This window comes from Streptomyces sp. NPDC002817 (genome assembly GCF_053592055.1).
The window spans coordinates 46,861-69,704 of record NZ_JBSFUY010000015.1; the positions used below are offsets into that span (position 1 = coordinate 46,861).

23 protein-coding genes are annotated in these 22,844 nt (G+C 71.7%); 15 read left to right on the plus strand and 8 right to left on the minus strand.

Annotated features, from left to right (window positions below):
* Position 1: 1 nt before the first annotated feature.
* From ACWD3I_RS26295 to ACWD3I_RS26305, 3 genes are all read left to right on the plus strand, one after another.
* A complete protein-coding gene (locus ACWD3I_RS26295; protein WP_365408825.1) occupies positions 2-3,862 on the plus strand; it encodes a Pls/PosA family non-ribosomal peptide synthetase in 3,861 nt (1,286 codons plus the stop codon).
* Positions 3,863-3,936: 74 nt separating this feature from the next.
* Positions 3,937-5,280: a M1 family metallopeptidase gene (locus ACWD3I_RS26300; RefSeq protein WP_365408917.1), complete on the plus strand. Its 1,344-nt coding sequence runs from the start codon at positions 3,937-3,939 to the stop codon at positions 5,278-5,280.
* A 10-nt stretch (positions 5,281-5,290) separates the two neighbouring features.
* A complete protein-coding gene (locus ACWD3I_RS26305; RefSeq protein ID WP_451084191.1) occupies positions 5,291-5,674 on the plus strand; it encodes a YchJ family protein in 384 nt (127 codons plus the stop codon).
* Here ACWD3I_RS26305 and ACWD3I_RS26310 read toward each other — a convergent pair.
* Together ACWD3I_RS26310 and ACWD3I_RS26315 are read right to left on the minus strand one after the other, a co-directional pair.
* Entirely contained in the window at positions 5,647-6,030 is a 384-nt protein-coding gene (locus tag ACWD3I_RS26310) for a hypothetical protein (RefSeq protein WP_365408831.1), read from the minus strand. The two genes, ACWD3I_RS26305 and ACWD3I_RS26310, sit on opposite strands and share 28 nt — an antisense overlap.
* Positions 6,027-6,728 (minus strand): FadR/GntR family transcriptional regulator, encoded by a 702-nt coding sequence (locus ACWD3I_RS26315; RefSeq protein ID WP_365408834.1) that lies wholly within the window; start codon positions 6,726-6,728, stop codon positions 6,027-6,029. Before ACWD3I_RS26315 ends, ACWD3I_RS26310 begins: the two co-directional genes overlap by 4 nt.
* 148 nt (positions 6,729-6,876) lie before the next feature.
* Between ACWD3I_RS26315 and ACWD3I_RS26320 the strand changes: the two genes are divergently transcribed.
* From ACWD3I_RS26320 to ACWD3I_RS26340, 5 genes are all read left to right on the plus strand, one after another.
* Positions 6,877-7,383, plus strand: coding sequence for a gluconokinase (locus ACWD3I_RS26320; RefSeq protein WP_365408837.1), 507 nt, complete (start codon positions 6,877-6,879; stop codon positions 7,381-7,383).
* A 50-nt stretch (positions 7,384-7,433) separates the two neighbouring features.
* Positions 7,434-8,831 (plus strand): GntP family permease, encoded by a 1,398-nt coding sequence (locus ACWD3I_RS26325; RefSeq protein WP_365408840.1) that lies wholly within the window; start codon positions 7,434-7,436, stop codon positions 8,829-8,831.
* A 19-nt stretch (positions 8,832-8,850) separates the two neighbouring features.
* Positions 8,851-9,612: a glucose 1-dehydrogenase gene (locus ACWD3I_RS26330; protein ID WP_365408843.1), complete on the plus strand. Its 762-nt coding sequence runs from the start codon at positions 8,851-8,853 to the stop codon at positions 9,610-9,612.
* A complete protein-coding gene (locus ACWD3I_RS26335; RefSeq protein WP_365408847.1) occupies positions 9,612-10,640 on the plus strand; it encodes an L-idonate 5-dehydrogenase in 1,029 nt (342 codons plus the stop codon). The genes ACWD3I_RS26330 and ACWD3I_RS26335 overlap by 1 nt, the downstream gene beginning before the upstream one ends.
* Positions 10,641-10,868: 228 nt before the next feature.
* The gene (locus ACWD3I_RS26340) at positions 10,869-11,978 is read left to right on the plus strand and encodes a hypothetical protein (RefSeq protein ID WP_365408850.1); all 1,110 of its coding nucleotides are present in this window, start codon (positions 10,869-10,871) and stop codon (positions 11,976-11,978) included.
* On the opposite strand, the gene ACWD3I_RS26345 is transcribed toward ACWD3I_RS26340, so the two are convergent.
* From ACWD3I_RS26345 to ACWD3I_RS26360, 4 genes are all read right to left on the minus strand, one after another.
* Positions 11,889-12,509 (minus strand): cytochrome b/b6 domain-containing protein, encoded by a 621-nt coding sequence (locus ACWD3I_RS26345; RefSeq protein WP_365408853.1) that lies wholly within the window; start codon positions 12,507-12,509, stop codon positions 11,889-11,891. The two genes, ACWD3I_RS26340 and ACWD3I_RS26345, sit on opposite strands and share 90 nt — an antisense overlap.
* Positions 12,493-13,218 (minus strand): molybdopterin-dependent oxidoreductase, encoded by a 726-nt coding sequence (locus tag ACWD3I_RS26350; protein WP_365408856.1) that lies wholly within the window; start codon positions 13,216-13,218, stop codon positions 12,493-12,495. Before ACWD3I_RS26350 ends, ACWD3I_RS26345 begins: the two co-directional genes overlap by 17 nt.
* A 74-nt stretch (positions 13,219-13,292) precedes the next feature.
* Positions 13,293-14,822, minus strand: coding sequence for an APC family permease (locus ACWD3I_RS26355; protein WP_365408859.1), 1,530 nt, complete (start codon positions 14,820-14,822; stop codon positions 13,293-13,295).
* 34 nt (positions 14,823-14,856) lie between these two features.
* Entirely contained in the window at positions 14,857-15,807 is a 951-nt protein-coding gene (locus ACWD3I_RS26360; protein WP_365408862.1) for a hypothetical protein, read from the minus strand.
* Positions 15,808-16,145: 338 nt separating this feature from the next.
* On the opposite strand from ACWD3I_RS26360, the gene ACWD3I_RS26365 reads away from it, so the two are divergent.
* The 4 genes from ACWD3I_RS26365 to ACWD3I_RS26380 are packed head-to-tail and all read left to right on the plus strand — an operon-like array spanning position 16,146 to position 18,372.
* Positions 16,146-17,060: a DMT family transporter gene (locus ACWD3I_RS26365; RefSeq protein ID WP_365408865.1), complete on the plus strand. Its 915-nt coding sequence runs from the start codon at positions 16,146-16,148 to the stop codon at positions 17,058-17,060.
* Positions 17,061-17,112: 52 nt separating this feature from the next.
* Positions 17,113-17,628, plus strand: a complete 516-nt coding sequence (locus ACWD3I_RS26370; protein ID WP_365408868.1) for an NUDIX hydrolase — start codon at positions 17,113-17,115, stop codon at positions 17,626-17,628.
* A gap of 31 nt (positions 17,629-17,659) precedes the next feature.
* On the plus strand, positions 17,660-18,052 hold the full coding sequence (locus ACWD3I_RS26375) for a YidH family protein (protein ID WP_046256647.1): 393 nt from the start codon (positions 17,660-17,662) through the stop codon (positions 18,050-18,052).
* Positions 18,049-18,372 (plus strand): DUF202 domain-containing protein, encoded by a 324-nt coding sequence (locus tag ACWD3I_RS26380; protein WP_365408872.1) that lies wholly within the window; start codon positions 18,049-18,051, stop codon positions 18,370-18,372. The genes ACWD3I_RS26375 and ACWD3I_RS26380 overlap by 4 nt, the downstream gene beginning before the upstream one ends.
* A gap of 6 nt (positions 18,373-18,378) precedes the next feature.
* On the opposite strand, the gene ACWD3I_RS26385 is transcribed toward ACWD3I_RS26380, so the two are convergent.
* Positions 18,379-19,335 (minus strand): NADP-dependent oxidoreductase, encoded by a 957-nt coding sequence (locus ACWD3I_RS26385; RefSeq protein ID WP_365408875.1) that lies wholly within the window; start codon positions 19,333-19,335, stop codon positions 18,379-18,381.
* A 112-nt stretch (positions 19,336-19,447) separates the two neighbouring features.
* On the opposite strand from ACWD3I_RS26385, the gene ACWD3I_RS26390 reads away from it, so the two are divergent.
* The 3 genes from ACWD3I_RS26390 (at position 19,448) to ACWD3I_RS26400 (ending at position 22,189) form a co-directional block, all read left to right on the plus strand.
* Complete coding sequence (locus tag ACWD3I_RS26390) at positions 19,448-19,744, plus strand: hypothetical protein (RefSeq protein WP_365408878.1); 297 nt, start codon at positions 19,448-19,450, stop codon at positions 19,742-19,744.
* 201 nt (positions 19,745-19,945) lie between these two features.
* A complete protein-coding gene (locus ACWD3I_RS26395) occupies positions 19,946-20,968 on the plus strand; it encodes a phosphotransferase family protein (protein WP_365408881.1) in 1,023 nt (340 codons plus the stop codon).
* A 6-nt stretch (positions 20,969-20,974) separates the two neighbouring features.
* Positions 20,975-22,189: an acyl-CoA dehydrogenase gene (locus ACWD3I_RS26400; RefSeq protein ID WP_365408884.1), complete on the plus strand. Its 1,215-nt coding sequence runs from the start codon at positions 20,975-20,977 to the stop codon at positions 22,187-22,189.
* Positions 22,190-22,248: 59 nt separating this feature from the next.
* Here the strand turns inward: ACWD3I_RS26400 and ACWD3I_RS26405 are convergent, their stop codons facing one another.
* A complete protein-coding gene (locus tag ACWD3I_RS26405; RefSeq protein ID WP_365408887.1) occupies positions 22,249-22,842 on the minus strand; it encodes a TetR/AcrR family transcriptional regulator in 594 nt (197 codons plus the stop codon).
* Between the last annotated feature and the right edge of the window lie 2 nt (positions 22,843-22,844).

The following is a 22,844-nucleotide window of genomic DNA, read 5'->3' on the forward strand; positions in this document are numbered from 1 at the left end:
GATGGCAGCCATACACGAGAGCAGTGCTCTCGGCCTGCTCGAGGACGAGATCCGCGAGCGGTTCGGCGATACGGCACCTTTCTCCGGGGGGCCTGCGGCCTCTCCGCGCACGCTCGTCGACGTCTTCGACGCGTCGGTGCGGTCCTACCCGGACGAGCCCGCGCTGGACGACGGTACGACCTGCCTGACCTACCGTGCGCTCGCCGTGGAGGTCGAACGGCTGCGCCGCGGGCTCGCGGACGCCGGGGTCGGGCTCGGCGACCGGGTGGGTGTCCGCGTTCCGTCCGGGACCAATGACCTCTACATCGCGATTCTCGCCGTGCTCGCCGCCGGTGCCGCCTACGTCCCGGTGGATGCCGAGGACCCGGACGAGCGGGCCGAGTTGGTGTTCGGGGAGGCGGACGTACGGGCCGTCGTCGGGGCCGGTCACGAACTGACCGTCACCGGACGCAGCGAGGTCCCCGCCGCGCGGCCCGGCATCGAGCACGACGCGTGGATCATCTTCACCTCCGGATCGACCGGGAAGCCCAAGGGCGTCGCCGTCAGCCACCGCAGCGCCGCCGCGTTCGTGGACGCCGAGGCCGCGCTGTTCCTCACGGACGACCCCATCGGTCCGGCTGACAGGGTCATGGCGGGGCTGTCGGTCGCCTTCGACGCGTCCTGCGAGGAGATGTGGCTGGCGTGGCGGTACGGGGCCTGTCTGGTGCCAGTGCCGCGTGCGCAGGTCAGGAGCGGTGCCGATCTGGGGCCCTGGCTGGTGGAGCAGGAGATCACCGTCGTGTCGACGGTGCCGACGCTCGCCGCGCTCTGGGAGCCGGAGACCCTCAACGACGTACGGCTGCTCATCTTCGGCGGTGAGGCGTGCCCGCCCGAGCTGGTGCAGCGGCTGGTGACCGAGGGGCGCGAGGTCTGGAACACGTACGGGCCGACCGAGGCGACCGTCGTGGCCTGTGCCTCGCTGATGAGTGGCGAGGAGCCGATCCGGATCGGGCTGCCGCTGGACGGCTGGGAGCTGGCCGTCGTCGACGAGGCCGGGGCGCCCGTACCGATGGGCGCCACCGGGCAGTTGGTGATCGGCGGCGTCGGGCTCGCCCGGTACCTGGACGCCGAGAAGGACGCGGAGAAGTACGCGCCGCTGGAGTCGCTGGGCTGGGACCGCGCGTACCGCAGCGGTGACCTCGTCAAGGCGGAGCCGGAGGGGCTGGTCTTCCTCGGGCGGGCCGACGAGCAGATCAAGCTCGGCGGGCGTCGTATCGAGCTCGGCGAGGTCGACGCCGCCCTCCAGGCGTTGCCGGGGGTCGCGGGAGCGGCTGCCGCCGTGCGCACCGCCCGCAGCGGCAACCAGCTCCTTGTCGGCTACGTCGTCACGCAGGACGGCTGGGACCAGGCGACGGCGGTCGAGAAGCTGCGCGCCGAACTGCCCGCGGCCCTGGTGCCGTTGCTGGCGCCGGTCGACGAGCTGCCGACCCGGACGTCGGGCAAGGTGGACCGCGGCGCCCTGCCGTGGCCGTTGGAGAACCTCGAGACCAGTGGTCCCGCCGAGCAGCTCTACGGCACCGAGGCGTGGCTCGCCGAGCAGTGGAGCGAGGTGCTCGGCATCCCCGTGTCGAGTGCCCGTGACGACTTCTTCGCGATCGGTGGCAGCAGCCTCGCCGCCGCCCAGCTCACCACACGGCTGCGCACCCGCTATCCGAGCGCGGCCGTCCTCGACATCTACCAGCAGCCCGTGCTGCGGAAGCTGGCGCGGCACCTGGAGGAGTCGGCGCAGGACGACGGCGCCGCGCGGATCGTCGCCCCGGTCCCGGTGCGCGCCCAGGCGATCCAGCTCCTCGCCATGGTCCCCCTGTTCACCCTGCTCGGACTGCGCTGGACCGTGGTCCTGGCCGCGCTGGGCAACGTACTGCCCTACGCGTGGCTGCCGACCGCCTCCTGGTGGCTGGTCGGGGCGGCGGCGCTGGTGCTGTTCAGCCCGCCCGGTCGGCTCGCGATCGCCGCGGGCGGCGCACGCCTGCTGCTGCGGGGTGTGCAGCCGGGACGGTACGCGCGTGGTGGCGGTGTGCATCTGCGGCTGTGGGCGGCCGAGCGGCTGGCGGAGTTCAGCGGGGCGACCTCGCTGACCGGGTCGTGGCTGGAGCGGTACGCGCGGGCGCTGGGCGCCAGGATCGGCCCTGATGTCGACCTGCACTCGCTGCCGCCGGTGACCGGCATGCTCAAGCTGGGCCGGGGCGCGGCCGTCGAGTCCGAGGTGGACCTGTCCGGGTGGTGGCTGGACGGCGACCGGCTGGAGATCGGCCCGGTCAGGGTGGGAGCGCACGCGGTCGTCGGGACGCGCAGCATCCTCTTCCCGGGCGCGCGGGTCGGCAAGCGGGCCGAGGTGGCACCGGGTTCGGCGGTCACCGGGCAGATCCCCACGGGGCAGCGCTGGGCGGGCGCGCCCGCGGTCAAGCTGGGCAAGGCCAAGCGGAACTGGCCCAAGGAGCGGCCCCGCAGGGGCACGTACTGGCGTGTGATGTACGGCGTGACGGGCTTCGCGCTCACCGCGCTTCCGGTGCTGGCGGGGGTGGCTGCCTTCCTCGTGGGGCGGGTGTTCTTCACGCCGGACGCGCCTCTCCTGGGCGCCGCCGCGGCCCTCGTGCCGGCGACGCTCGCCTTCGGGCTGGCGTACGCGCTGCTGATCCTGGTCGCCGTACGACTGCTCAGCCTGCGGCTGCGCGAGGGCACGCATCCGACCCACAGCCGGATCGGGTGGCAGGCCTGGACCGTCACGCAGCTGATGGACCGCTCGCGCGAGACCCTCTTCCCGCTGTACGCGGGGCTCGTCACGCCGGTGTGGCTGCGGCTGCTCGGGATGCGGATCGGACGGGGTGCCGAGGTGTCGACCGTGCTCGCCCTGCCGAGCCTGACCACGGTCGGCGAGGGCGCGTTCCTGGCCGACGACACGCTGACCGCGCCGTACGAGCTCGGTGGTGGCTGGATGCGGATCGGGCGGGCGGAGATCGGGCGGCGGGCGTTCCTGGGGAACTCGGGGATGACCGCGCCGGGGCGGTCCGTGCCGGACGGCGGGCTCGTCGGGGTGCTGTCGGCGACGCCGAAGAAGGCGAAGAAGGGCAGCTCGTATCTGGGGCTGCCGCCGGTGAAGCTGCCGCGGGCCGCCGCCGGCGGTGACCAGAGCCTGACGTACGACCCGCCGGCGCGGCTGCTGTGGGCGCGCGGGCTGGTCGAGCTGTGCCGGATCGTGCCGGTGTTCTGCTCGGCGGCGATCGGGGTGCTGACGGTGGCGGCGCTGTGTGCGCTGTGTGCGCTGGGTGTGTGGGCGTGGGCGCTGGCGGGCCTTGTGCTGCTCGCGGCGGGTGCCGTGGCCGGGCTGGTGTCCGTCGTCGCGAAGTGGCTGCTCGTGGGGCGGCACCGCAGTGGGGAGCATCCGCTGTGGAGCGGCTTCGTGTGGCGCAATGAGCTCGCGGACACGTTCGTCGAGGTCGTGGCGGTGCCGTGGCTGGCCGGATCCGTGCCCGGTACGCCGCTGATGACGGCCTGGCTGCGGGGGCTCGGTGCGCACGTCGGCAAGGGCGTCTGGGTGGAGAGCTACTGGCTGCCGGAGACGGATCTGGTGACGCTGGAGGACGCGGTGACGGTGAACCGTGGCTGTGTGCTCCAGACGCACCTCTTCCACGACCGGATCTTGCGGACGGATACTGTGGTCCTCCGTGAGGGCGCGACGCTGGGTCCTGGCGGGATCGTGCTGCCCGGCAGCACGATCGGGGCCCGGACGACCCTGGGTCCCGCGTCGCTCGTCATGGCAGCGGAGTCCGTCCCCGACGACACCCGTTGGCTCGGCAACCCGATCGAGGCATGGCGTCCCTGAACGCCGGCCACTCGGCACGGGAGAGCGGTGCACCCGAGCGGAGTGGTGGCATGGCACAGGGAGTAGACACAGCGGTGGCGGTTCAGCAGGCGGCGGGTTCGGACCCGTATTTCCCGGAGAACGGTGACGCGCGGTACCGGGTGCACCGGTACGAGCTCGCGCTGGACTACCGCCCGGGCCCGAACCGGCTGTCCGGCACCGTCCGGATCAACGCCATAGCGGGACGGTCGCCGCTGGGCGAGTTCTTCCTGAACCTGGCCGACTTCAAGGTCGGCCGGGTGCGGGTGGACGGCCGGCAGCCGCACTACACGCATCGCGGCGGGAAGCTGCGGATCCGGCCGGCGAAGCCGGTCCGGCCCGGGGCCGCGTTCACGGTGGAGGTGCACTGGGCGGGCAACCCCAAGCCGGTGAACAGCCCGTGGGGCGGCCTGGGTTGGGAGGAGCTGGAGGACGGGGCGCTGGTGGCGAGCCAGCCGATCGGGGCGCCGTCCTGGTACCCGTGCAACGACCGGCCCGCGGACAAGGCGTCGTACCAGATCTCGATCACGACGCCGTCGGCGTACTCGGTGGTGGCGGGCGGGCGCCTGCTGACCCGTACCACGAAGGCCTCCACCACGACCTGGGTGTACGAGCAGTCGGCGCCGACCTCCAGCTATCTGGTGGGGCTGTCGATCGGCAAGTACCAGACGGTGCTGCTGGGCGACCCCGGGCTGGGCGGGGTGCCGCAGCACGGGCACATCCCGTCGCATCTGCTCCCCCAGTTCTCCAGGGACTTCGCGCGTCAGCCGCAGATGATGGACCTGTTCCAGGAGCTGTTCGGCCCCTACCCGTTCGACGAGTACGCGGTCGTGGTGACGGAGGAGGAGCTCGATGTCCCCGTCGAGGCACAGGGGTTGTCGCTGTTCGGCGCCAACCACGTGGACGGGGCGCGGGGTTCGGAGCGGCTGGTCGCGCACGAGCTGGCCCACCAGTGGTTCGGCAACAGCGTGTCCATCGCGGACTGGCGGCACATCTGGCTCAACGAGGGGTTCGCGAAGTACGCCGAGTGGCTGTGGTCGGAGCGGTCGGGCGGGCGGACGGCCCAGCAACTCGGCGCCGCCGCGCACCGGTTGCTGTCGGGGCTCCCGCAGGATCTGAAGCTGGCCGATCCGGGCCGCAAGTCGATGTTCGACGACCGGCTCTACGAACGGGGCGGGCTGACCGTGCACGCGGTGCGGTGCGCGATGGGCGACGTGGCCTTCTTCCGCATGCTGCGCGGCTGGGCGGGGCTGCACCGGAGCGGCGCCGTGACCACGACGACGTTCACCGCGCACGCCTCGCGCTTCTCCCCCGAGCCGCTGGACGAGGTGTTCCAGGCGTGGGTGTACGGGACGGCGCTGCCGCCGGTGCCCCTGCCCGAGACACGGGCGGCCGGCTAGTTCCGGGAGAATGACGGCCATGAGCACGCGTTCCTGCCCCTGCGGCCTGCCCGAGCCCTACGCCAAGTGCTGCGGCCGCTATCACGCCGGCGCCGCCGCGGCACCGACCGCCGAGGCGCTCATGCGGTCCCGGTACTGCGCCTTCGTGCGGCAGGACGCCGGGTATCTGCTGCGGACCTGGCATCCGCGGACACGGCCGGCGAGCCTGGACCTCGACGCGGGCATGCGGTGGACCGGTCTGGAGATCCTCGGCACGGGTGACGGGTCGGCGTTCCACTCCGTGGGGACGGTGACCTTCCGGGCCTCGTTCCGGGGCGGGTCGCTGCATGAGCGGAGCCGGTTCGAGCGGGTGGACGGGGCGTGGGTCTATGTGGACGGGGACTTCCTGGAGTGACCGTCCCGGCGGGGTCCCGGTGGGAACTCGGTGCCGTCGGGGTGGGAGACCGTGGCGAACCAGGACGTCGCCCAGACGGTGAGGCAGTCGGGCTCGTGGACCGTCTCGAACGGACAGTCGTTCCACGTGCCGTACGAGGTGACGTACACCCTCTCCCCGGGTTCCAGCCAGTAGTCCTGGCCGAACGGCTCCAGCCACAGCTCCAGGGGCTGTTCGCCGTCGTTCGTCACGGCCATCGGAACCGGGTTTCCGAGGCGCTGGATGGCTTCGAAGCTGAAGTCTCCGGCCTGGTCCATGTTCTGCTTGAGCGGATCCATGATCCGCTCGATGTCGGCGCGTCTGTCTCCCTCGGTCACGGCGCGAGGATGTCCAGCTCCTGCAGCGCCCCCACCGTGATCTCCCGGGTCAGCGTCTCCGCGCGGACCGCGTCGCCCGCGCGGACCGCTTCGGCGACCTGGACGTGCAGCGTCACCGCGGCCGGGTCGGGGTCCTCGAACATGATCTCGTGATGGGTGCGGCCGGCGAGGACCTCGGCGACGACGTCTCCCAGGCGGGCGAACATCTCGTTGCCGGAGGCGGTGAGGATCACGCGGTGGAAGGCCATGTCGTGGATCAGATAGCCCTCCAGCTGGTGGCCCCGTGAGTGGGCGACCATGCCCAGCGCGCACTCGGTGAGCTCGGCGCACTGATCCGCCGTGGCGTACTTCGCCGCGAGGCCCGCCGCGACCGGCTCGATCGCCGAGCGCAGGACCGTCAGGGAGCGCAGCTGTCCGGGGCGGTCGGCGCCGGCCAGGCGCCAGCGGATGACCTGCGGGTCGTAGACGTTCCACTGCGCCTTCGGACGGACCGTGACGCCCACGCGGCGGCGGGACTCGACCAGGTGCATGGACTCCAGGACGCGGACCGCCTCCCGCATCACCGAGCGGGACACATCGAACTGCTGGGCCAGTTCGTCCGTGCGCAGAACGCTGCCCGGCGGGTACTCGCCCGCGGTGATCGCGGGGCCGAGGGATTCCAGTACTTGGCCGTGCAGCCCCCGGCCCGATGTGCTCATGCACTCAGCGTACGCGTCAGGTCACGGACCCAAAAAGTCAGACTTATTCATCACAGGCTCTTGAATTTGTCGTACCTAATGGGTTTCAGTTGCGTCGACGCCCAAGGGCGTCCACGTGTCGATGAAGACAGCAGACAGTGAGGCAGCGATGAACACCCCCCATGTCGTCGTGGTGATGGGCGTCGCGGGCACCGGCAAGACCACCATCGGTCCGCTGCTCGCCGCCCGTCTCGGCGTCCCGTACGCCGAGGCCGACGACTTCCACCCGCCGGCCAACATCGCCAAGATGTCGGCCGGCACCCCGCTCACCGACGAGGACCGGTGGCCCTGGCTGGACGCCATCGGCGACTGGGCGGACGGGCGGGCGGGACTCGGTGGGGTGGTCAGCTGCTCGGCGCTGAAGCGCTCGTACCGCGACCGGCTGCGCGCCGCCGCTCCCGGGCTCGTCTTCGTGCACCTCGCGGGCGATCGCGCCCTCATCGAGGACCGCATGTCCCATCGGCAGGGGCACTTCATGCCGACCGCGCTGCTCGACTCCCAGTTCGCGACCCTCCAGCCGCTCCAGGAGGACGAGGCGGGAGTCGTGGTGGACGTCACCGGCAGCCCCGAGGAGATCACCGGCCGGGCCGCGCAGGCCCTGACCGAGCTCCCGTAACCCCCCGCGCAAGACCCCTCCCCCATCCCCGTACCTGCAAGGGAACCCCCGTGACCAGACTCAGCGTCGAGTTGCTGGCAGCGGACCCGGTCGAGCCCATCACCTCGGCCGGTCACGCTCAGCTGGGCATCGCCGTCCTGGCGGGCATCGCCGTCATCGTCCTGCTCATCACCAAGTTCAAGCTCCACGCGTTCCTGTCGCTGACCATCGGGTCGCTGGCGCTGGGCGCGTTCGCCGGAGCGCCGCTCGACAAGGTCATCACCAGCTTCACCGGCGGCCTCGGCACCACCGTCGCCGGTGTGGGCGTGCTGATCGCGCTCGGCGCGATCCTCGGCAAGATGCTCGCCGACTCCGGCGGCGCCGACCAGATCGTCGACACCATCCTCGCCAAGGCGGGCGGCCGCTCGATGCCGTGGGCGATGGTGCTGATCGCCTCCGTGATCGGTCTGCCGCTGTTCTTCGAGGTCGGCGTCGTGCTGCTGATCCCGGTCGTGCTGATGGTCGCCAAGCGCGGCAACTACTCGCTGATGCGCATCGGCATCCCGGCGCTGGCCGGTCTGTCCGTGATGCACGGCCTGGTCCCGCCGCACCCCGGCCCGCTGGTCGCGATCGACGCGATCGGGGCCGACCTGGGTGTCACGCTGGCGCTCGGCGTGCTCGTCGCCATCCCGACGGTGATCATCGCCGGTCCGCTGTTCTCCCGGTACGCGGCCCGCTGGGTGGACGTCCCGGCGCCGGACAAGATGATCCCGCAGCGCCCGTCCGAGGACCTGGAGAAGCGTCCCGGCTTCGGCGCCACGCTGATCACCATCCTGCTGCCGGTCATCCTGATGCTCTCCAAGGCGCTCGTCGACATCGTCATCGACGACCCCGAGAACACCACACAGCGGATCTTCGACGTCGTCGGTTCGCCGCTGATCGCCCTGCTCGCCTCCGTACTCCTCGGCATCTTCACGCTGCTGCGGCCCGCCGGGTTCGGCAGGGAGCGCCTCACGCCGCTGGTCGAGAAGGGCCTCGCGCCCATCGCCGGCATCCTCCTGATCGTCGGCGCGGGCGGCGGGTTCAAGCAGACGCTGATCGACACCGGCGTGGGCGCCATGATCCTTGACATCTCCGAGGACTGGTCGATACCGGCGCTGCTGCTGGCCTGGCTGATCGCGGTGGCCATCCGGCTCGCGACGGGTTCGGCGACGGTGGCGACCGTGTCGGCCGCGGGGCTCGTGGCTCCGCTGGCCGCCGACATGTCGACGACCCACGCGGCCCTGCTGGTCCTCGCCATCGGCGCCGGCTCGCTCTTCTTCAGCCATGTCAACGATGCCGGGTTCTGGCTGGTCAAGGAGTACTTCGGCCTGAACGTCGGCCAGACCATCAAGACCTGGTCCGTCATGGAGACGATCATCTCGGTGGTCGCCGGTGGCCTGGTCCTGCTCCTCTCACTGATCATCTAGAGATACGAGGAGTAGGACGATGAGTCACCCTCTGTTCGACATCACCGGCAGGACCGCCCTGGTCACGGGCTCCAGCCGGGGCATCGGACTCGCCCTGGCCCGGGGTCTCGCGGAGGCCGGCTGCACGGTGGTCCTCAACGGGCGGGACGGCGAGCGGCTCACCAAGGCCGCCGCCGAACTGCCCGGCGACCGCGTCCACACGGCCGTGTTCGACGTGACCGACGGCGCCTCGGTGGCCGCCGGGATCGCGGACGTCGAGGAACGGGTCGGCCCGCTCGACATCCTGGTCAACAACGCGGGCATGCAACTGCGCGCCCCGCTCCTGGAGTTCACCGACTCCGACTGGCACCGCATCCTGGACACCAACCTGACCAGCGCGTTCCTGGTCGGCCGGGAAGCGGCCCGGCGGATGACGGCGCGCGGCCACGGCAAGATCGTCAACATCTGCTCGCTGCAGAGCGAGGTGGCCCGTCCCGGCATCGCGCCGTACGCCGCCACCAAGGGCGCGCTGAAGATGCTCACCAAGGGCATGTGCGCCGACTGGGGCCCGCAGGGCGTCCAGGTGAACGGCCTCGGCCCCGGCTACATCGAGACCGAGTTGACCCAAGCCCTCGTCGAGGACGAGGAGTTCAGCTCCTGGGTGCGCCGCCGCACCCCGGCCGGCCGCTGGGGCCGTACACAGGACCTGGTGGGCGGGGTGCTCTTCCTCGCCTCGCCCGCCGCGGACTTCGTCAGCGGACAGATCCTGTACGTCGACGGCGGAATGACGAGCGTGCTGTGATGACTCTCGGTTGTGTGATCCATGGGCAGGGCGACCTGCGGGTCGAGGAGTTGGCGGCGCCGTCGCCCGGTCCGGGGCAGGCCCTGGTCGCGGTCCGCTACGGCGGGGTCTGCGGCTCCGATCTGCACTACTGGCGGCACGGCGGGGTCGGGGACTTCCGCCTGAGGGAGCCGATGCTGCTCGGGCACGAGGTGGTCGGGACCGTCCTCTCGTACGGTGCCGGTGCGTCAGGTCCCGTTCCAGGTACGGCAGTTGCGGTGCACCCGGCCACTCCCTGCGGGGTGTGTCCGGAGTGCGCAGACGGTCGGCGCAACGTCTGCCGTGACACCCGCTATCTCGGCAGCGCGGCACGCTTTCCGCACGTCCAGGGCGGGTTCGCGGCCCAAGTGGTGGTGCCCGCGGAGCAGTTGAGGCCGCTGCCGGACGGACTGGGCCTTCGCCGGGCGGCTCTCGCGGAGCCCCTGTCCGTCGCGTTGCACGCGGTGCGGCGGGCCGGGGAGGTCGCGGGGAAGCATGTGCTCGTCACCGGGGCCGGGCCCATCGGCTGTCTGGTGGTCGCGGCGGCGAAGGCGGCCGGTGCGGCCCGGGTGACGGTGACGGACCTGCTGCCCGCGGCTCTGCGGTACGCGGAGACCGCCGGCGCCGACAGCGTCGTACGGGCCGACGATCCGGATGATGCCGGGTGGCCGTCCGAGGTGGACGTGGCCGTCGAGGCGTCCGGGGTCGCGGCCGGGCTGGACACCTGTCTGCGGCTGGTGCGGCGCGGGGGTGTGGTCGTGCAGCTCGGGATGTTGCCGCCGGGGCAGTCGCCGTTCGCCGGGAATCTCGTCGTGAGCCGGGAGATCGAGCTGCGGGGGGCGTTCCGTTTCGACGGGGAGTTCGACGCGGCGCTGGAACTGCTCGCGGCCGAGCCGTCGTTCGACGGGCTGGTCAGCGCGGTGGTCCCGGTCCGGGAGGCGGAGTCGGCGTTCGCGCTGGCCGCGGACCGGAACGTGTCCTGCAAGGTGCTGCTGGACTTCGAGGGCTGACCCGGTTCCGCCGCCGGCGGCGGAACCGGGCCCGGCCGCTCCTCGGTGTCCTGCCGGGCTCCTGGGCCGCCTGTGGTCGCCGGTGCGTGAAACGGAACCGGAGCTTCGCCTCTTGCAAGATCCTGCACCCGGCTTCGCCCTGATTCGGCTTCCCTGTCGGCGCGGTCGGCCCGATGATGGGAGTCCCCTGGGAACGGCATCCCAGGGGCGACCGTGTCGGGGGGCGTCATGGCGGTTTCCCTCGGGGTGCGCATCTCGGGGCTGCTCGTCGTCGGAGCGGTGGCGGTGGCCGCCGCGGCCTTCACCGGTGACGGGAGTGACACGTCGGACAGAGGCGACGGCGGGGGCACGATCGTCACGGTCGGCCCCTCGGGCCGTGCGCCGGCGGGGCGCACCGGCTCCCCCTCCCCCGTCGTCCCGGCTCAGCCCAGGCCCGACGGCCATGTGAACAGCCCCACCGCGACTCCCGGGCCGCTGCGGAGCCCGGACTCCTCGCCCACCTCCGCACCCACCCCCGCTCCCTCCGCGAGCAAGAGCCCCCTCGACATCCCCGGCTGGCTGCCGCCGGGTCCGGGTTCCCCCGACGCCGACGGCATACCGGACCCGTCCAGCGTCTACGACGGACTCCGCGCCCCCACCGGGTGCCGGACCGCCCTCGATGTCATCCCCGGGAAGCCGGCGGACGACGAGTGGCGGTTGCTGCGCGGGCTCGCCTCCGCCTGTCTCGCCGTGCAGGGCAAGGGCGGCAGCTGGGAGACGGCGTCACGGGACTTCGCCGCGCTCGCGGGGAAGTCCGACACCTGCAAGGGACGGGCCGGGTACACCGTGCTGGGCGGGCTGCTCGACTTCCACCGGCGACACCCCGCCGCCACCGTGCGGCTCGAGGCCGCCTCCGGCGCCACGCCCGCGTGCGCGTACGCGATCGCCGGGGTCGACTCGGGCGGCGACGGTCAGGCGCGGCCCGGGGAGACCATCGGCGTCGAGCTGGCCGGAACGTACTTCGACCATGCCGAACTGCTGCGGGACGGGCGGGTGTTCATCGACGGCCGGCAGCTGGACGGGCCGCCGGTCCTCGCCTCCGAGACGGGTGACCATCTGGTGCTGAACGTGGTGGTGCCGGTGGTGGAGGGCCTGCCGAGGGCCGTCGACGTGGCGGTCCGGTTCGGGGGCGTCGAGGTGCGGGCGCAGGACGCGTTCACCGTCGTGGCGCCTGCTCCCACGGTGTCCGAGCCGGGGACGCCCACCGCGTCAGTGGCGCCACAAGGAGTGTTCCCGCTCGGCCCACTCCCGGCTCACCTTCCCCGTCCGCAGGCCGCGCCGCGCCTCCGGGTCCCCTAGCGCCATGCCGATGTGGCCGGCGAGGACGATACCGACGGTCAGTGCCAGCCAGTCATGGACGAAGGTCGCGCTGGTACGCCACTGGATCGGGGTGAGGTGGGTGAACCACATCAGCAGACCGGTGCCGAGCATCACCAGCGTGGCGCCGGCGATCCAGGAGGCGTAGACCTTCTGCCCGGCGTTGAACTTGCCCGCCGGACGCGCCGAGGGCCGCTTGTCGCGGCGCAGGGCGGCGCGCAGCCAGATCCGGTCGTGCGGGCCGAAGCGGTTCAGGAAGCGCAGGTCGGTACGGAAGCGGCGGGAGGCGAGGCCGGCCAGGACGGGGACCGGCAGGGCCAGGCCGGACCACTCGTGGATGCGGACCACCAGCTCACGGCGGCCGACTAGCTCCGCGAGCTGGGGGATGTAGAGACAGGCGGCGGTGAGCACGCAGACGCCCATCAGGACGGCGGTCGTGCGGTGCACCCAGCGCTGGGAACGGCCGAAGCGGCGTACGCGCGTCTCCGGCGGGGCTTCAGCTCGTAGGGTCATCGTCCCGTCCGTTCGACTTGCCGACCCAGGCGTCGACGTCGTAGCCGCGCTCCTCCCAGTAGCCGGGGTCCACGTCCTCGGTGACGGTGATGCCGGAGAGCCACTTGGCGGACTTGTAGAAGTACATGGGTGCGACGTAGAGGCGGACCGGGCCGCCGTGGCTGTGGCCGAGGTCTTTGTCCTGCATGCGCAGGGCGACCAGGACGTCCGCGCGGCGGGCCTGGTCGAGGGTGAGGCTCTCGGTGTAGGTGCCGTCGAAGCAGGTGAAGCGGATCGCGGTGGCCTTGGCCCGTACTCCGGCGGCGTCGAGCAGCCGGGAGAGGCGTACGCCCTCGAAGGGGGTGTCCGGGACCCGCCAGCCGGTGACGCACTGGACGTCCTTGACCATCCGGGTCTGGGGCATCGCCCGCAGGTCGGACAGGGTGTAGGTGGCCGGGCGGTCGACGAGGCCGTCGATCTTCAGGCGGTAGTTCGAGGCGTTCTTGTGGGGGACGGAGGAGGCGACCGAGTAGTAGCGGAAGCCGCCTCCGTTGGGGAGCAGGCCCGTGAGGCCGGTGGGGTCCTTGTCGGCCGCGCTGCCCAGGAAGGACTCCAGGCCGCGTTGCAGGGTGGGCGCGGCGACCACGCCGAGGGCGCCCAGGCCGAGGGTGCCGAGGAGGACACGGCGGCCGATGGGCCGGCCCTGTTCCTCGGGTTGTCCGGAGTTCACCTGTCCATTCGAACACCCGCGGGCCCTGGCGGACCAGGGTTCGCGGGTGCCCGTCAGACTTCCGTAACCACTTCTTACGAAGAGGCCGCCTTGTCCAGCTGGAACGCCTCGTTGCCCAGACCGATACGGGCGTGGGCCTCGGGCGAGCGGGCGCGCAGGAACAGGCCCTGGGCCAGGCCGACGACCAGGGCCAGGCCGATGATGCCGGGCAGCAGCCAGCTCAGGGACGAGTCCGGTCCGGCGCCGACCAGGACGTCGAAGTCCTTGACGGTGTAGCCGGCGATGACGAGCAGCGCGATGCCGGCGACCGCGGAGGTGACCAGGCGCCAGGCCTGGGCGCCGACGGCGCCGCGGCGGACGAAGAAGACGACCACCGAGAAGGAGGCCGCCGCCATCAGCAGGATCACGCCGAGGGCACCGATGTTGCCGCCCCAGGTGAACAGGTGCAGGACGGGTTCGGTGGGGTCACCGGTCGGCTTGTCGTCGGCGAACGCGAAGGCGGCGACGATCACCACCGAGACGACCGTCTGGAGCAGGGACCCGGTACCGGGGGCACCGCTGGTGCCGGTGGTGCGGCCGAAGGCGGCGGGGAGCAGTCCTTCGCGGCCCATGGCGAAGGCGTAGCGGGCGACGACGTTGTGGAAGCTGAGCATGGCGGCGAACATGCCGGTCACGAACAGGATGTGCAGGACGTCGGTGAAGGTGCCGCCGAGGCGGGACTCGGTGAGGTTGAACAGCAGTCCGGCGCTCTGCTTCTGCGACTCGCCGACGATCGCGGAGGGCCCGGTGGCGACGGTGAGGGCCCAGCTGCTGACCGCGAAGAAGACGGCGACCCCGCCGACGGCCAGGAACATCACGCGGGGCACCAGGACGTGCGGGCGGCTGGTCTCCTCGGCGTACACGGGCGCCTGCTCGAAGCCGAGGAAGGCCGCGATGCAGAAGCACAGGGCGGTGCCGACGCCCGCCCCGGTGAGGGTGTCCGGGTTGAAGGCGTGCAGGGACAGGCCCTCCTTGCCGGGGTCGGCGATGGCGGCGATGTCGAAGATGACGACCAGGGCCACCTCGATGACCAGCAGGACGCCGAGCACCTTCGCGTTGACGTCGATCTTCAGCCAGCCCAGTGCGCCGACGGCGAGCGCGGCCACCAGGGCCGGTATCCACCAGGCGACCTCCACCTCGGCGTAGGTGGCGAAGAGGCCGGAGACCTCGAAGCCGAAGATGCCGTAGATGCCGACCTGGAGGGCGTTGTAGGCGACCAGGGCGACCAGCGCCGCGCTCGCGCCGGCCGTGCCGCCGAGGCCGCGGGAGATGTACGCGTAGAAGGCGCCTGCGTTGTGGACGTGCCGGCTCATCTCCGCGTAGCCGATGCCGAACAGGACGAGGATCACGCCGAGGAGGACGAAGAGCAGGGGCTGTCCGACGATGCCCATCACCGCGAATGTGGTGGGCATGACACCCGCGACCACCATGAGGGGGGCGGTCGCCGCGAGCACGGAGAGCAGCAGGCCCCCGGTGCCCAGGCGGTCGGCGCGCAGGGCCCGCTCCTGGCCCTTGAAGGTGCTGATGCCGTCGGTTCTCTTCGTACTCGAACTGTCCGTTGTCACGGGGAAACCGTCCTTTTCGGGGGAGGGGAGGGCGTCACACCGTGCCGAGCGCGCTGTCGCGTGCGGCACGGAAGGCTGAGGTGGGGTCGCGGTCGGGGTACGCCCAGGGGGCGGGGGTCGGATGCTCGCCGATGCGGTGGAACAGGGCGGCGGCTTCGGCGCCCCGGCCCTCGCAGACCTTGGCGTGGGCGAGGAAGTTGAGGTCGACGAGGCGGCGGGGGTGGCCCTCGTGCTCCCACTCCAGCCACCAGTCGAAGGCGGCCTTCATCACCTGGCGGGCCCGGCGGCCGACCCAGTGGCCGGAGGCGGCCGGGTCGGGGGGCTCGTGGCCGGCGGTGGCGAGGACGCGGTAGCGCTCGGCGTGGGCGATGACCGGGAGGATCGCGAGCGGGGAGTCGGCGGGGGCCTGTTCGGCGGCCCAGTTGGCGAAGTCGTAGACCTCGTGCAGCGGGTCCGGGCCGGCGTCGGCGCGGTGCTCGGCGAGCCGGGCGACCATCAGATGGTGGGCGTGGTGGTGGTCGGCGTAGCGGCGGCGGACCTCCTCGAAGATCCGGACGGCGCTCCCGGCACCGGCCGTGCCCTGCTCCAGCATGAGCAGGCCCAGCCAGGGGGTGGGGTCGGCGGGGGCACGCTCGGCGGCGGTCCGGCAGGCCTCGCGGGCGCGGTCCGGCTTCTCCTTGCCGCGCAGGGCGCGCTGGACCTGGGCGAGGGCGAGCAGGACCGGGGCGTCGGCGGACTCGGGTTCGGCGAGCAGCCAGTCGCGGGTCCAGGCGGCGCTGTACGGCTCCAGGGCGAGGACGGTCACCCGGTGGCCGCGCAGATCCCACTCGTCCCCGGACTGGGCGATCAGGGAACGGGCGGCCTGCCAGCGGCCCTGGGCCAGGGCGGAGCGGGCGGAGACGAGTTCGGCGTCGTCGAGGGCGGCGTCGAAGGCCTGGGCCGCGCGTCTTCGACTGCGGCCCAGTGGTGGTGGGGGTGGAGACACCGCGGAGACTTCCTCACGCGACGTTGCTCGACGTCGTAGTTCGTTGCGTGGGCAGATGGTCACGGACAGCAAACCCGCAGCCAATGCTTCTCGTCAAGGCTGGGACGGGTGTTACACGGTTCAACTGTCGTGACTGGAGGGGCAGTTGTGATCATGAACGGCAGGTCGCCGGGCACATGTGTGGCGTACGCCATGGCGCCATGGGCCCCGCCCCCGCACCATGGCCGGAAGGTCGTACGGGGTGACCGAGTCAACTGCCCGGTTCCGGGTACTCCGAGGAGCAAGCCGGGCCCGAGGGCGCTAAAGTCGGCCCCTAACCCGCCCCGTAGCCCGGCCCGATGATCGAGGTACGCAGCGTGTCGGTTCTTGTTCTGGTTCTCGCCGTGAGCGCCGCCTGCTGCCTGGGCTTCGGTTTCGTCCTCCAGCAGAACGTGGCTCAGCGGGCACCCCTGAACGACTTCCTCTCGCCCCGCCTCCTCCTGGACCTGGTCAAGGTGCCTCGCTGGCTCGGCGGTATCGCGCTCATGGCGGCCGGCATGGTCCTCGGCGCCATCGCGCTGGGCCAGGGCGAGATCTCCCTGGTGGAGCCGCTGCTGGCGACGAACCTGCTGTTCGCGATGGCCCTCTCCCGCCACCAGACCAAGCAGTCGCTGGGCCGCCAGGGCTGGGCGGGGTTGCTGCTCCTCGCGGGCGGCGTAACGGCGTTCATCGTGGCGGGCGAGCCGCGCGGCGGTACGGCGGTCACGGACCCGTTCCGGCACTGGCTGATCATCGGAGCGATGATCGGTCTCGCGCTGCTGCTGACGACGTACGCGAAGCGGTCCCGGCTGGTCGCGGGGCCGGCGCTGCTCGCGGTGGCGGCCGGACTGCTGTACGGCGTGCAGGACGCGCTGACGCGGGTGAGCGGCGAGCGGCTCTCCGAGGGCGGCCTCGTGCACGTCCTCACCGGCTGGCAGCCGTACGCGGTGCTGGTGCTCGGCGTGACCGGCCTGGTACTGGTCCAGAGCGCCTTCGAGACGGCCTCCCTGCGGATGTCGCTCCCCGCCCTCACCGCCGCCCAGCCCCTCGCCGGGATCATCTGCGGCGTGGGCTTCCTGGGCGACCGGCTGCGCACCGACGCGGGGGCGCTCGCGTGGGAGGCGGCGGGGCTCGCCGCGGTCGTGGTCGGGATCGTGCTGCTGGGGCTGCATCCGGCGATGCCGTGCGGAGCGGCGCAGCGACCGGTGCGGGCACGGGATCTGCAACCGAACTGATCTTCCTGGGGCGCGGGGCGGCCGCGTGGGGACACCCTGCTTGGATGGACCCATGAGCTCTGCTGACGAGATCCTCGACATCGTCGACGAGAACGACCAGGTCATCGGGCAGTCCCCCCGCGGTGCGGCGTACGCCCAGGGGCTGCGTCACCGCTGCGCCTTCATCCAGGTCCGGGACGCCACCGGCCGTCTCTTCGTCCACCGCCGCACCCCGACCAAGCTGGTCTTCCCCTCCCTGTACGACATGTGGGTCGGCGGAGTGGTCGGCGCGGGCGAGACCTACGACGACGCGGCGCTGAGGGAGGCGGAGGAGGAGCTGGGCGTCTCCGGCCTCCCCTCCCCCGAGTTCCTCTTCAAGTTCCTGTACGACGACGGCGCCGGGCGGACCTGGTGGTCGGCGGTGTACGAGGTCCGCTGCGATCTGCCGGTGAATCCTCAGGTCGAGGAGGTCGCGTGGCACGACTTCCTCCCGGAGGAGGAGGTGGAGCGACGGCTGCCGGAGTGGGAGTGGGTACCGGACGGCTTGGACGCGTACGAGCGACTGCGGGCCTACCGGGCGGGCGGCTGATCCGGGCCGGACGCCCGGTAGGGTCCGGAGCGTGATCGATTTTGCACGGAACGTCCGGCTCTGGTTCGCGCCCGAGGCGATTCGGGAGGACGGCAGGACGCCCGACTACCGGTTCTCGCTCGCCAATGAGCGCACCTTTCTGGCCTGGCTGCGGACCGCGCTCGCGCTCATCGGCGGCGGGTTCGCGGTGGACCAGTTCCTGCCGGATCTGCGCTGGGGGTGGCGGGTCGGGCTGGCGCTCGCGCTGCTCGGGGCCGGGGTGCTGTGCTCGTTGCGCGCGGTCAATCACTGGATGCGGTGCGAGCGGGCGATGCGCCGGGGTGAGGATCTGCCCGTGTCACGGTTCCCGGCGGTGCTGAGCGTCGTCGTGGCGGTCGTCGCCGTCGCGATGGTCTTCGTCGTCCTTGTCGGGTGGGAGGGGTGAGCACCCCGGCCACCGAGGAACGGGACCCCGGACTCCAGCCCGAGCGCACCCGGCTCGCCTGGCGCCGTACGACCCTCTCCGGCACCGTCTCCGCCGTACTCGCCGTCAAGACCGCGCTGCACGGCGGCCCGTCCGCCTCCGGGGTCGTCGCCTGCGCGCTGGCCTGCGTCCTGTGGCTGGGCTTCCTGCTGCTCGCGCACCGCCGTATCCGCGCCCTCGCCACCGCCGAAACCCCCTCCGCGATCGCCCCGCGCCACGCCATGGCGGCCGTCCTGTGCACCGTGGCGATGGCCGCGTGCGGGGCCGCCCTGGTGTTCTAGCTCCCTCTAGCCCACCCCGCCCTCCCCCTCGGCCTCCCAGTCGACCGTCACCACGATCTTCCCCCGGGTCCGTCCCTCCTGATTCAGCCGCTGCGCCTCCGCCGTCCGCTCCAGCGGGAACGTCTGCGACACATGCACCGACACCACACCCTGATCCGCGAGTTCGGACAGCCGCTGAAGGTCCTCTGCATCCGGGCGCACCCAGTAGTAGCGGCCGCCGTATCCGACGACCTCACCGTCCGCGATGGACACCAGGCGGCCCTCGGGTGCCAGCAGGTTCGCCGAGACCGTCAGCGTCTCGCCGCCGATCGTGTCGAACACCGCGTCCACGCCCTCGGGGGCCAGCCCGCGCACCCGTTCGGCCAGGCCCTCGCCGTACTCGACGGGCTCGCCGCCGAGGCCGCGGACGAAGTCGTGGTTGCCCTGGCTCGCCGTACCGATGACCCGGGCGCCGAAGTGGCGGGCCAGCTGTACGGCGACGGAGCCCACGCCCCCCGCCGCCGCGTGCACCAGGACCGTCTCGCCGCGTTTGACCTGGAGCGCCTTCACCAGCACCTGGTAGGCGGTGAGTCCCACCAGCGGCAGGCCGGCCGCCTCCTCGAAGGAGAGGTTGCGGGGCTTGCGGGCGAGGGTGCGCACGGGGGCGGCCACGTACTCGGCGAAGGTGCCCCGGGAGAGGAAGTCCTCACGGACGTATCCGATGACCTCGTCACCGACGGCGAACTCCGTGACGGACACTCCGAGTCCGACCACGACCCCGGAGACGTCCCAGCCGGGGACCACCGGGAAGACGGGGTCGAGGATCCGGTCGAGGTGCCCCTCGCGGGCGTGCCAGTCGACCGGGTTGACCGCCGCCGCCCGGACCTTGACCAGCACCGCGTCGACCCCGACCTTGGGGTCGCGCACGTCCCCGTATGCGAGGACCTCGGGTCCGCCGTAGCGTGAGTAGCTGATGCCTTTCATGGCACCGACCCTCCGGGGTACTCGGACGCCACGCAAGCGGGATGCCCGGATATGCGGCGTTCGCGTGGCAGCCTTTCCGACGGCATCGGCAACATCTCCGAAGGTGAGCAGCATGACCACCCTCCACCAGGAACACACCTCCCACGCACACGTCCACGGCCCCGACTGCGGCCACACCGAGGTGCCGCACGGGGACCACGTCGACTACGCGCACGGCGGGCATCTGCACCGCGAGCACGGCGGCCACTGGGACGAGTGCGAGCCGGGCGGGCACGTCACCCACGACGGTCACGAGCACACGCACGGGGACGCCTGCGGCCACGAGAGCGTGCTGCACGGTGACCACGTCGACTATCTGCACGACGGGCACCGGCACGCCCGCCACGACGGCCACTGGGACGACCACTGACCCGGCACTGACCCGGCCGTGACCTGACATCGCCTGACCGAGAAGCATCGCCGACAGCTCCCCGACGCACCGCGCGGGGAGCTGTCGGCCTAGGGTGGCGTCCTAGGGTGGCTCAGATCACGTTCGCACTACACACTGGACGACATACCGACCGGTCGGCATCATGAGTCGGGAACCGTTCGTCTGCCGTAGGAGCGATGCATGAGCCCCGACCATCCGCCCGGACTCGACCTCGACCGGCTGCGCGGCCTGCTCGACCGCGAGCGGCCCGGACTGGTCCACGGCCCCCTGACCGGCCGGCTGATCGAGGGCGGACGGTCGAACCTCACCTACGCGCTCTCCGACGGCACGTCGAAGTGGGTCGTACGACGGCCTCCGCTCGGCCATGTCCTGGCCACCGCGCACGACATGAAGCGCGAGCACCGGGTGATCAGCGCCCTGCATCCGACGAACGTTCCGGTGCCGCGGCCCGTGCTGCTGTGCGAGGACGAGGAGGTGCTCGGGTCGCCGTTCTACGTCATGGAGTTCGTCGAGGGCACTCCGTACCGCACCGCCGACCAGCTTGTCCCGCTCGGCCCGGAGCGCACCCGGGGCGCGGTGCTGTCCCTGGTGGACACGCTCGTCGAACTGCACGCGGTGGACCCTGCCGAGGTGGGACTCGCGGACTTCGGGCGCCCCGAGGGCTTCCTGGACCGTCAGCTGCGCCGTTGGGGCAAGCAGCTGGACGCCTCCCGCAACCGTGAGCTGGCCGGCATCGACGAGCTGCACGCGGCGCTCGGCCGGCAGCTGCCGACGTCCCCCGAGGCGACCGTGATCCACGGCGACTACCGGCTCGACAACGTGCTGATCGGTGACGACGACAGCATCAAGGCGATCCTCGACTGGGAGATGTCGACCCTCGGTGACCCGCTCACCGACCTCGGTCTGCTGGTCATGTACAGCATGCCGCTCGCGCTGCCCGACTCCCCCGTCTCCACCACCGCCGCGGCCCCCGGGCACCCGGATCCGGCCGAGCTGATCGAGCGGTACGCGGCCCGGTCGGGGCGCGATGTCTCCAAGGTCTCCTGGTACACGGCGTTCGCCTGGTTCAAGCTCGCCGTGATCCTCGAGGGCATCCACTACCGCTACACCCTGGGCCAGACGGTCGGTCACGGCTTCGACCGCATCGGCGACCTCGTCCCCGTCTTCATCTCGCACGGCCTGACCACCCTTCAGGAAGGCTGATCCGCCATGGACTTCGCGTTCGACGCACGCACCGAGGAACTGCGCGCCAAGCTGCTCGCCTTCATGGACGAGCACGTCTACCCCGCCGAGGCCGTCGCCGAGGAGCAGCGCGCGCAGCTGGCGTCGCCGTGGGACACCCCGGCCGTGGTGGAGGAGTTGAAGGCAGAGGCGCGCAGGCAGGGCCTGTGGAACCTCTTCCTGCCGGACTCCGAGTACGGTGCCGGGCTGACCAACCTGCAGTACGCGCCCCTCGCCGAGATCACCGGCCGCTCCCCGCAGCTCGCGCCGACCGCGCTGAACTGCGCGGCGCCGGACACCGGCAACATGGAGGTGCTGACGCAGTTCGGTGACGAGCAGCAGAAGAAGCAGTGGCTGGAGCCGCTCCTTGCCGGTGAGATCCGCTCGGCGTTCGCGATGACCGAGCCGGAGGTGGCCTCCTCGGACGCCACCAACATCACCACGTACATCGAGCGGGAGGGCGACGAGTACGTCGTCACGGGCCGCAAGTGGTACATCTCCGGGGCGATGAACCCGGACTGCAAGATCTTCATCGTGATGGGCAAGACGGACCCGGACGGCGAGGACATCCGCCGCCAGCAGTCGATGATCCTGGTCCCCCGTGACACCCCGGGCGTCACGGTCAAGAGGGCGATGCAGGTCTTCGGCTACGAGGACCACTCCCACGGCGGCCACGCCGAGGTGGTCTTCGACCACGCGCGCGTGCCGGTGTCGAACCTGATCGGCGAGGAGGGCGGCGGCTTCGCCATCGCCCAGGCCCGCCTCGGTCCGGGCCGGATCCACCACTGCATGCGGCTGATCGGCATGGCGGAGCGGGCGATCGAACTGATGTGCCGCCGGGCGGTGTCCCGTACGGCCTTCGGCAAGGCGCTGGCCCAGCAGGGCGTGGTGCACAACTGGATCGCCGACGCGCGCGTGACCGTCGAGCAGCTGCGGCTCCTCGTGCTGAAGACGGCCTGGCTGATGGACACCGTCGGCAACCGGGGCGCCCACACGGAGATCCAGTCCATCAAGATCGCCACGCCGCGTGCGGTGGTCGACATCATCGACCGGGCGATCCAGCTGCACGGCGCGGGTGGCGTCAGCCAGGACTTCCCGCTGGCCGAGCTGTACGCCGGCGCCCGGACGCTGATGATCGCCGACGGGCCGGACGAGGTGCACCAGCGGTCGCTGGCGCGGCGGGAGCTGAAGAAGTACCTGTGAGGTGAGTGGTAAGGGGCGGTCGCCCTTGGCGACCGCCCCTTACCCATGTCCTCGTGCGCTCAGGGGCGCAGGGCTCTCAACAGCAGGTCGGCCAGGTGGTCGGCGACCTCCTGCGAGCTCATCGGACCGTCGGGGCGGTACCAGGTCGACAGGTGGTGGACCGAGCCGAAGTGGTAGTCCACCACCAGGTCGGCCGGGGTCGCCTTCGAGAAGACGCCCGCTTCCTGGCCTTCCTCGACGAGCGCGCGGAACCGCTCGTGGTAGCGCCGGCGCTCGGCGCGTACCTGCTTGTTCTTCTCCGGGCTCAGATGGTGCATGGAGCGGAAGAAGATCATCGCGTCGTCGAGGTTCTCGATCGTCGTGACGACGACGTCCGCCGCGGCACCGCGCAGCCGCTTCTCGATCGGCTCGTCGGAACTCGCGAAGGCGTCGAGGCGCTCCTGCTGGACGCGCAGCACCCGCGCGTACACCTCGTGCAGGAGGTCGTCCTTCGAGCCGAAGTAGTGGTACAGCGCCCCCTTGGTGACGCCGGCCGCCTCGACGATCTCCTGCACGGAGGTGCGGTCGTAGCCCCGTTCGGCGAAGAGCCGGGTGGCGGCGGCCAGCAGCCGCTGCGGGACGGGCGTACCGTCTCCGTCGGTCGTCCTGGGCACTG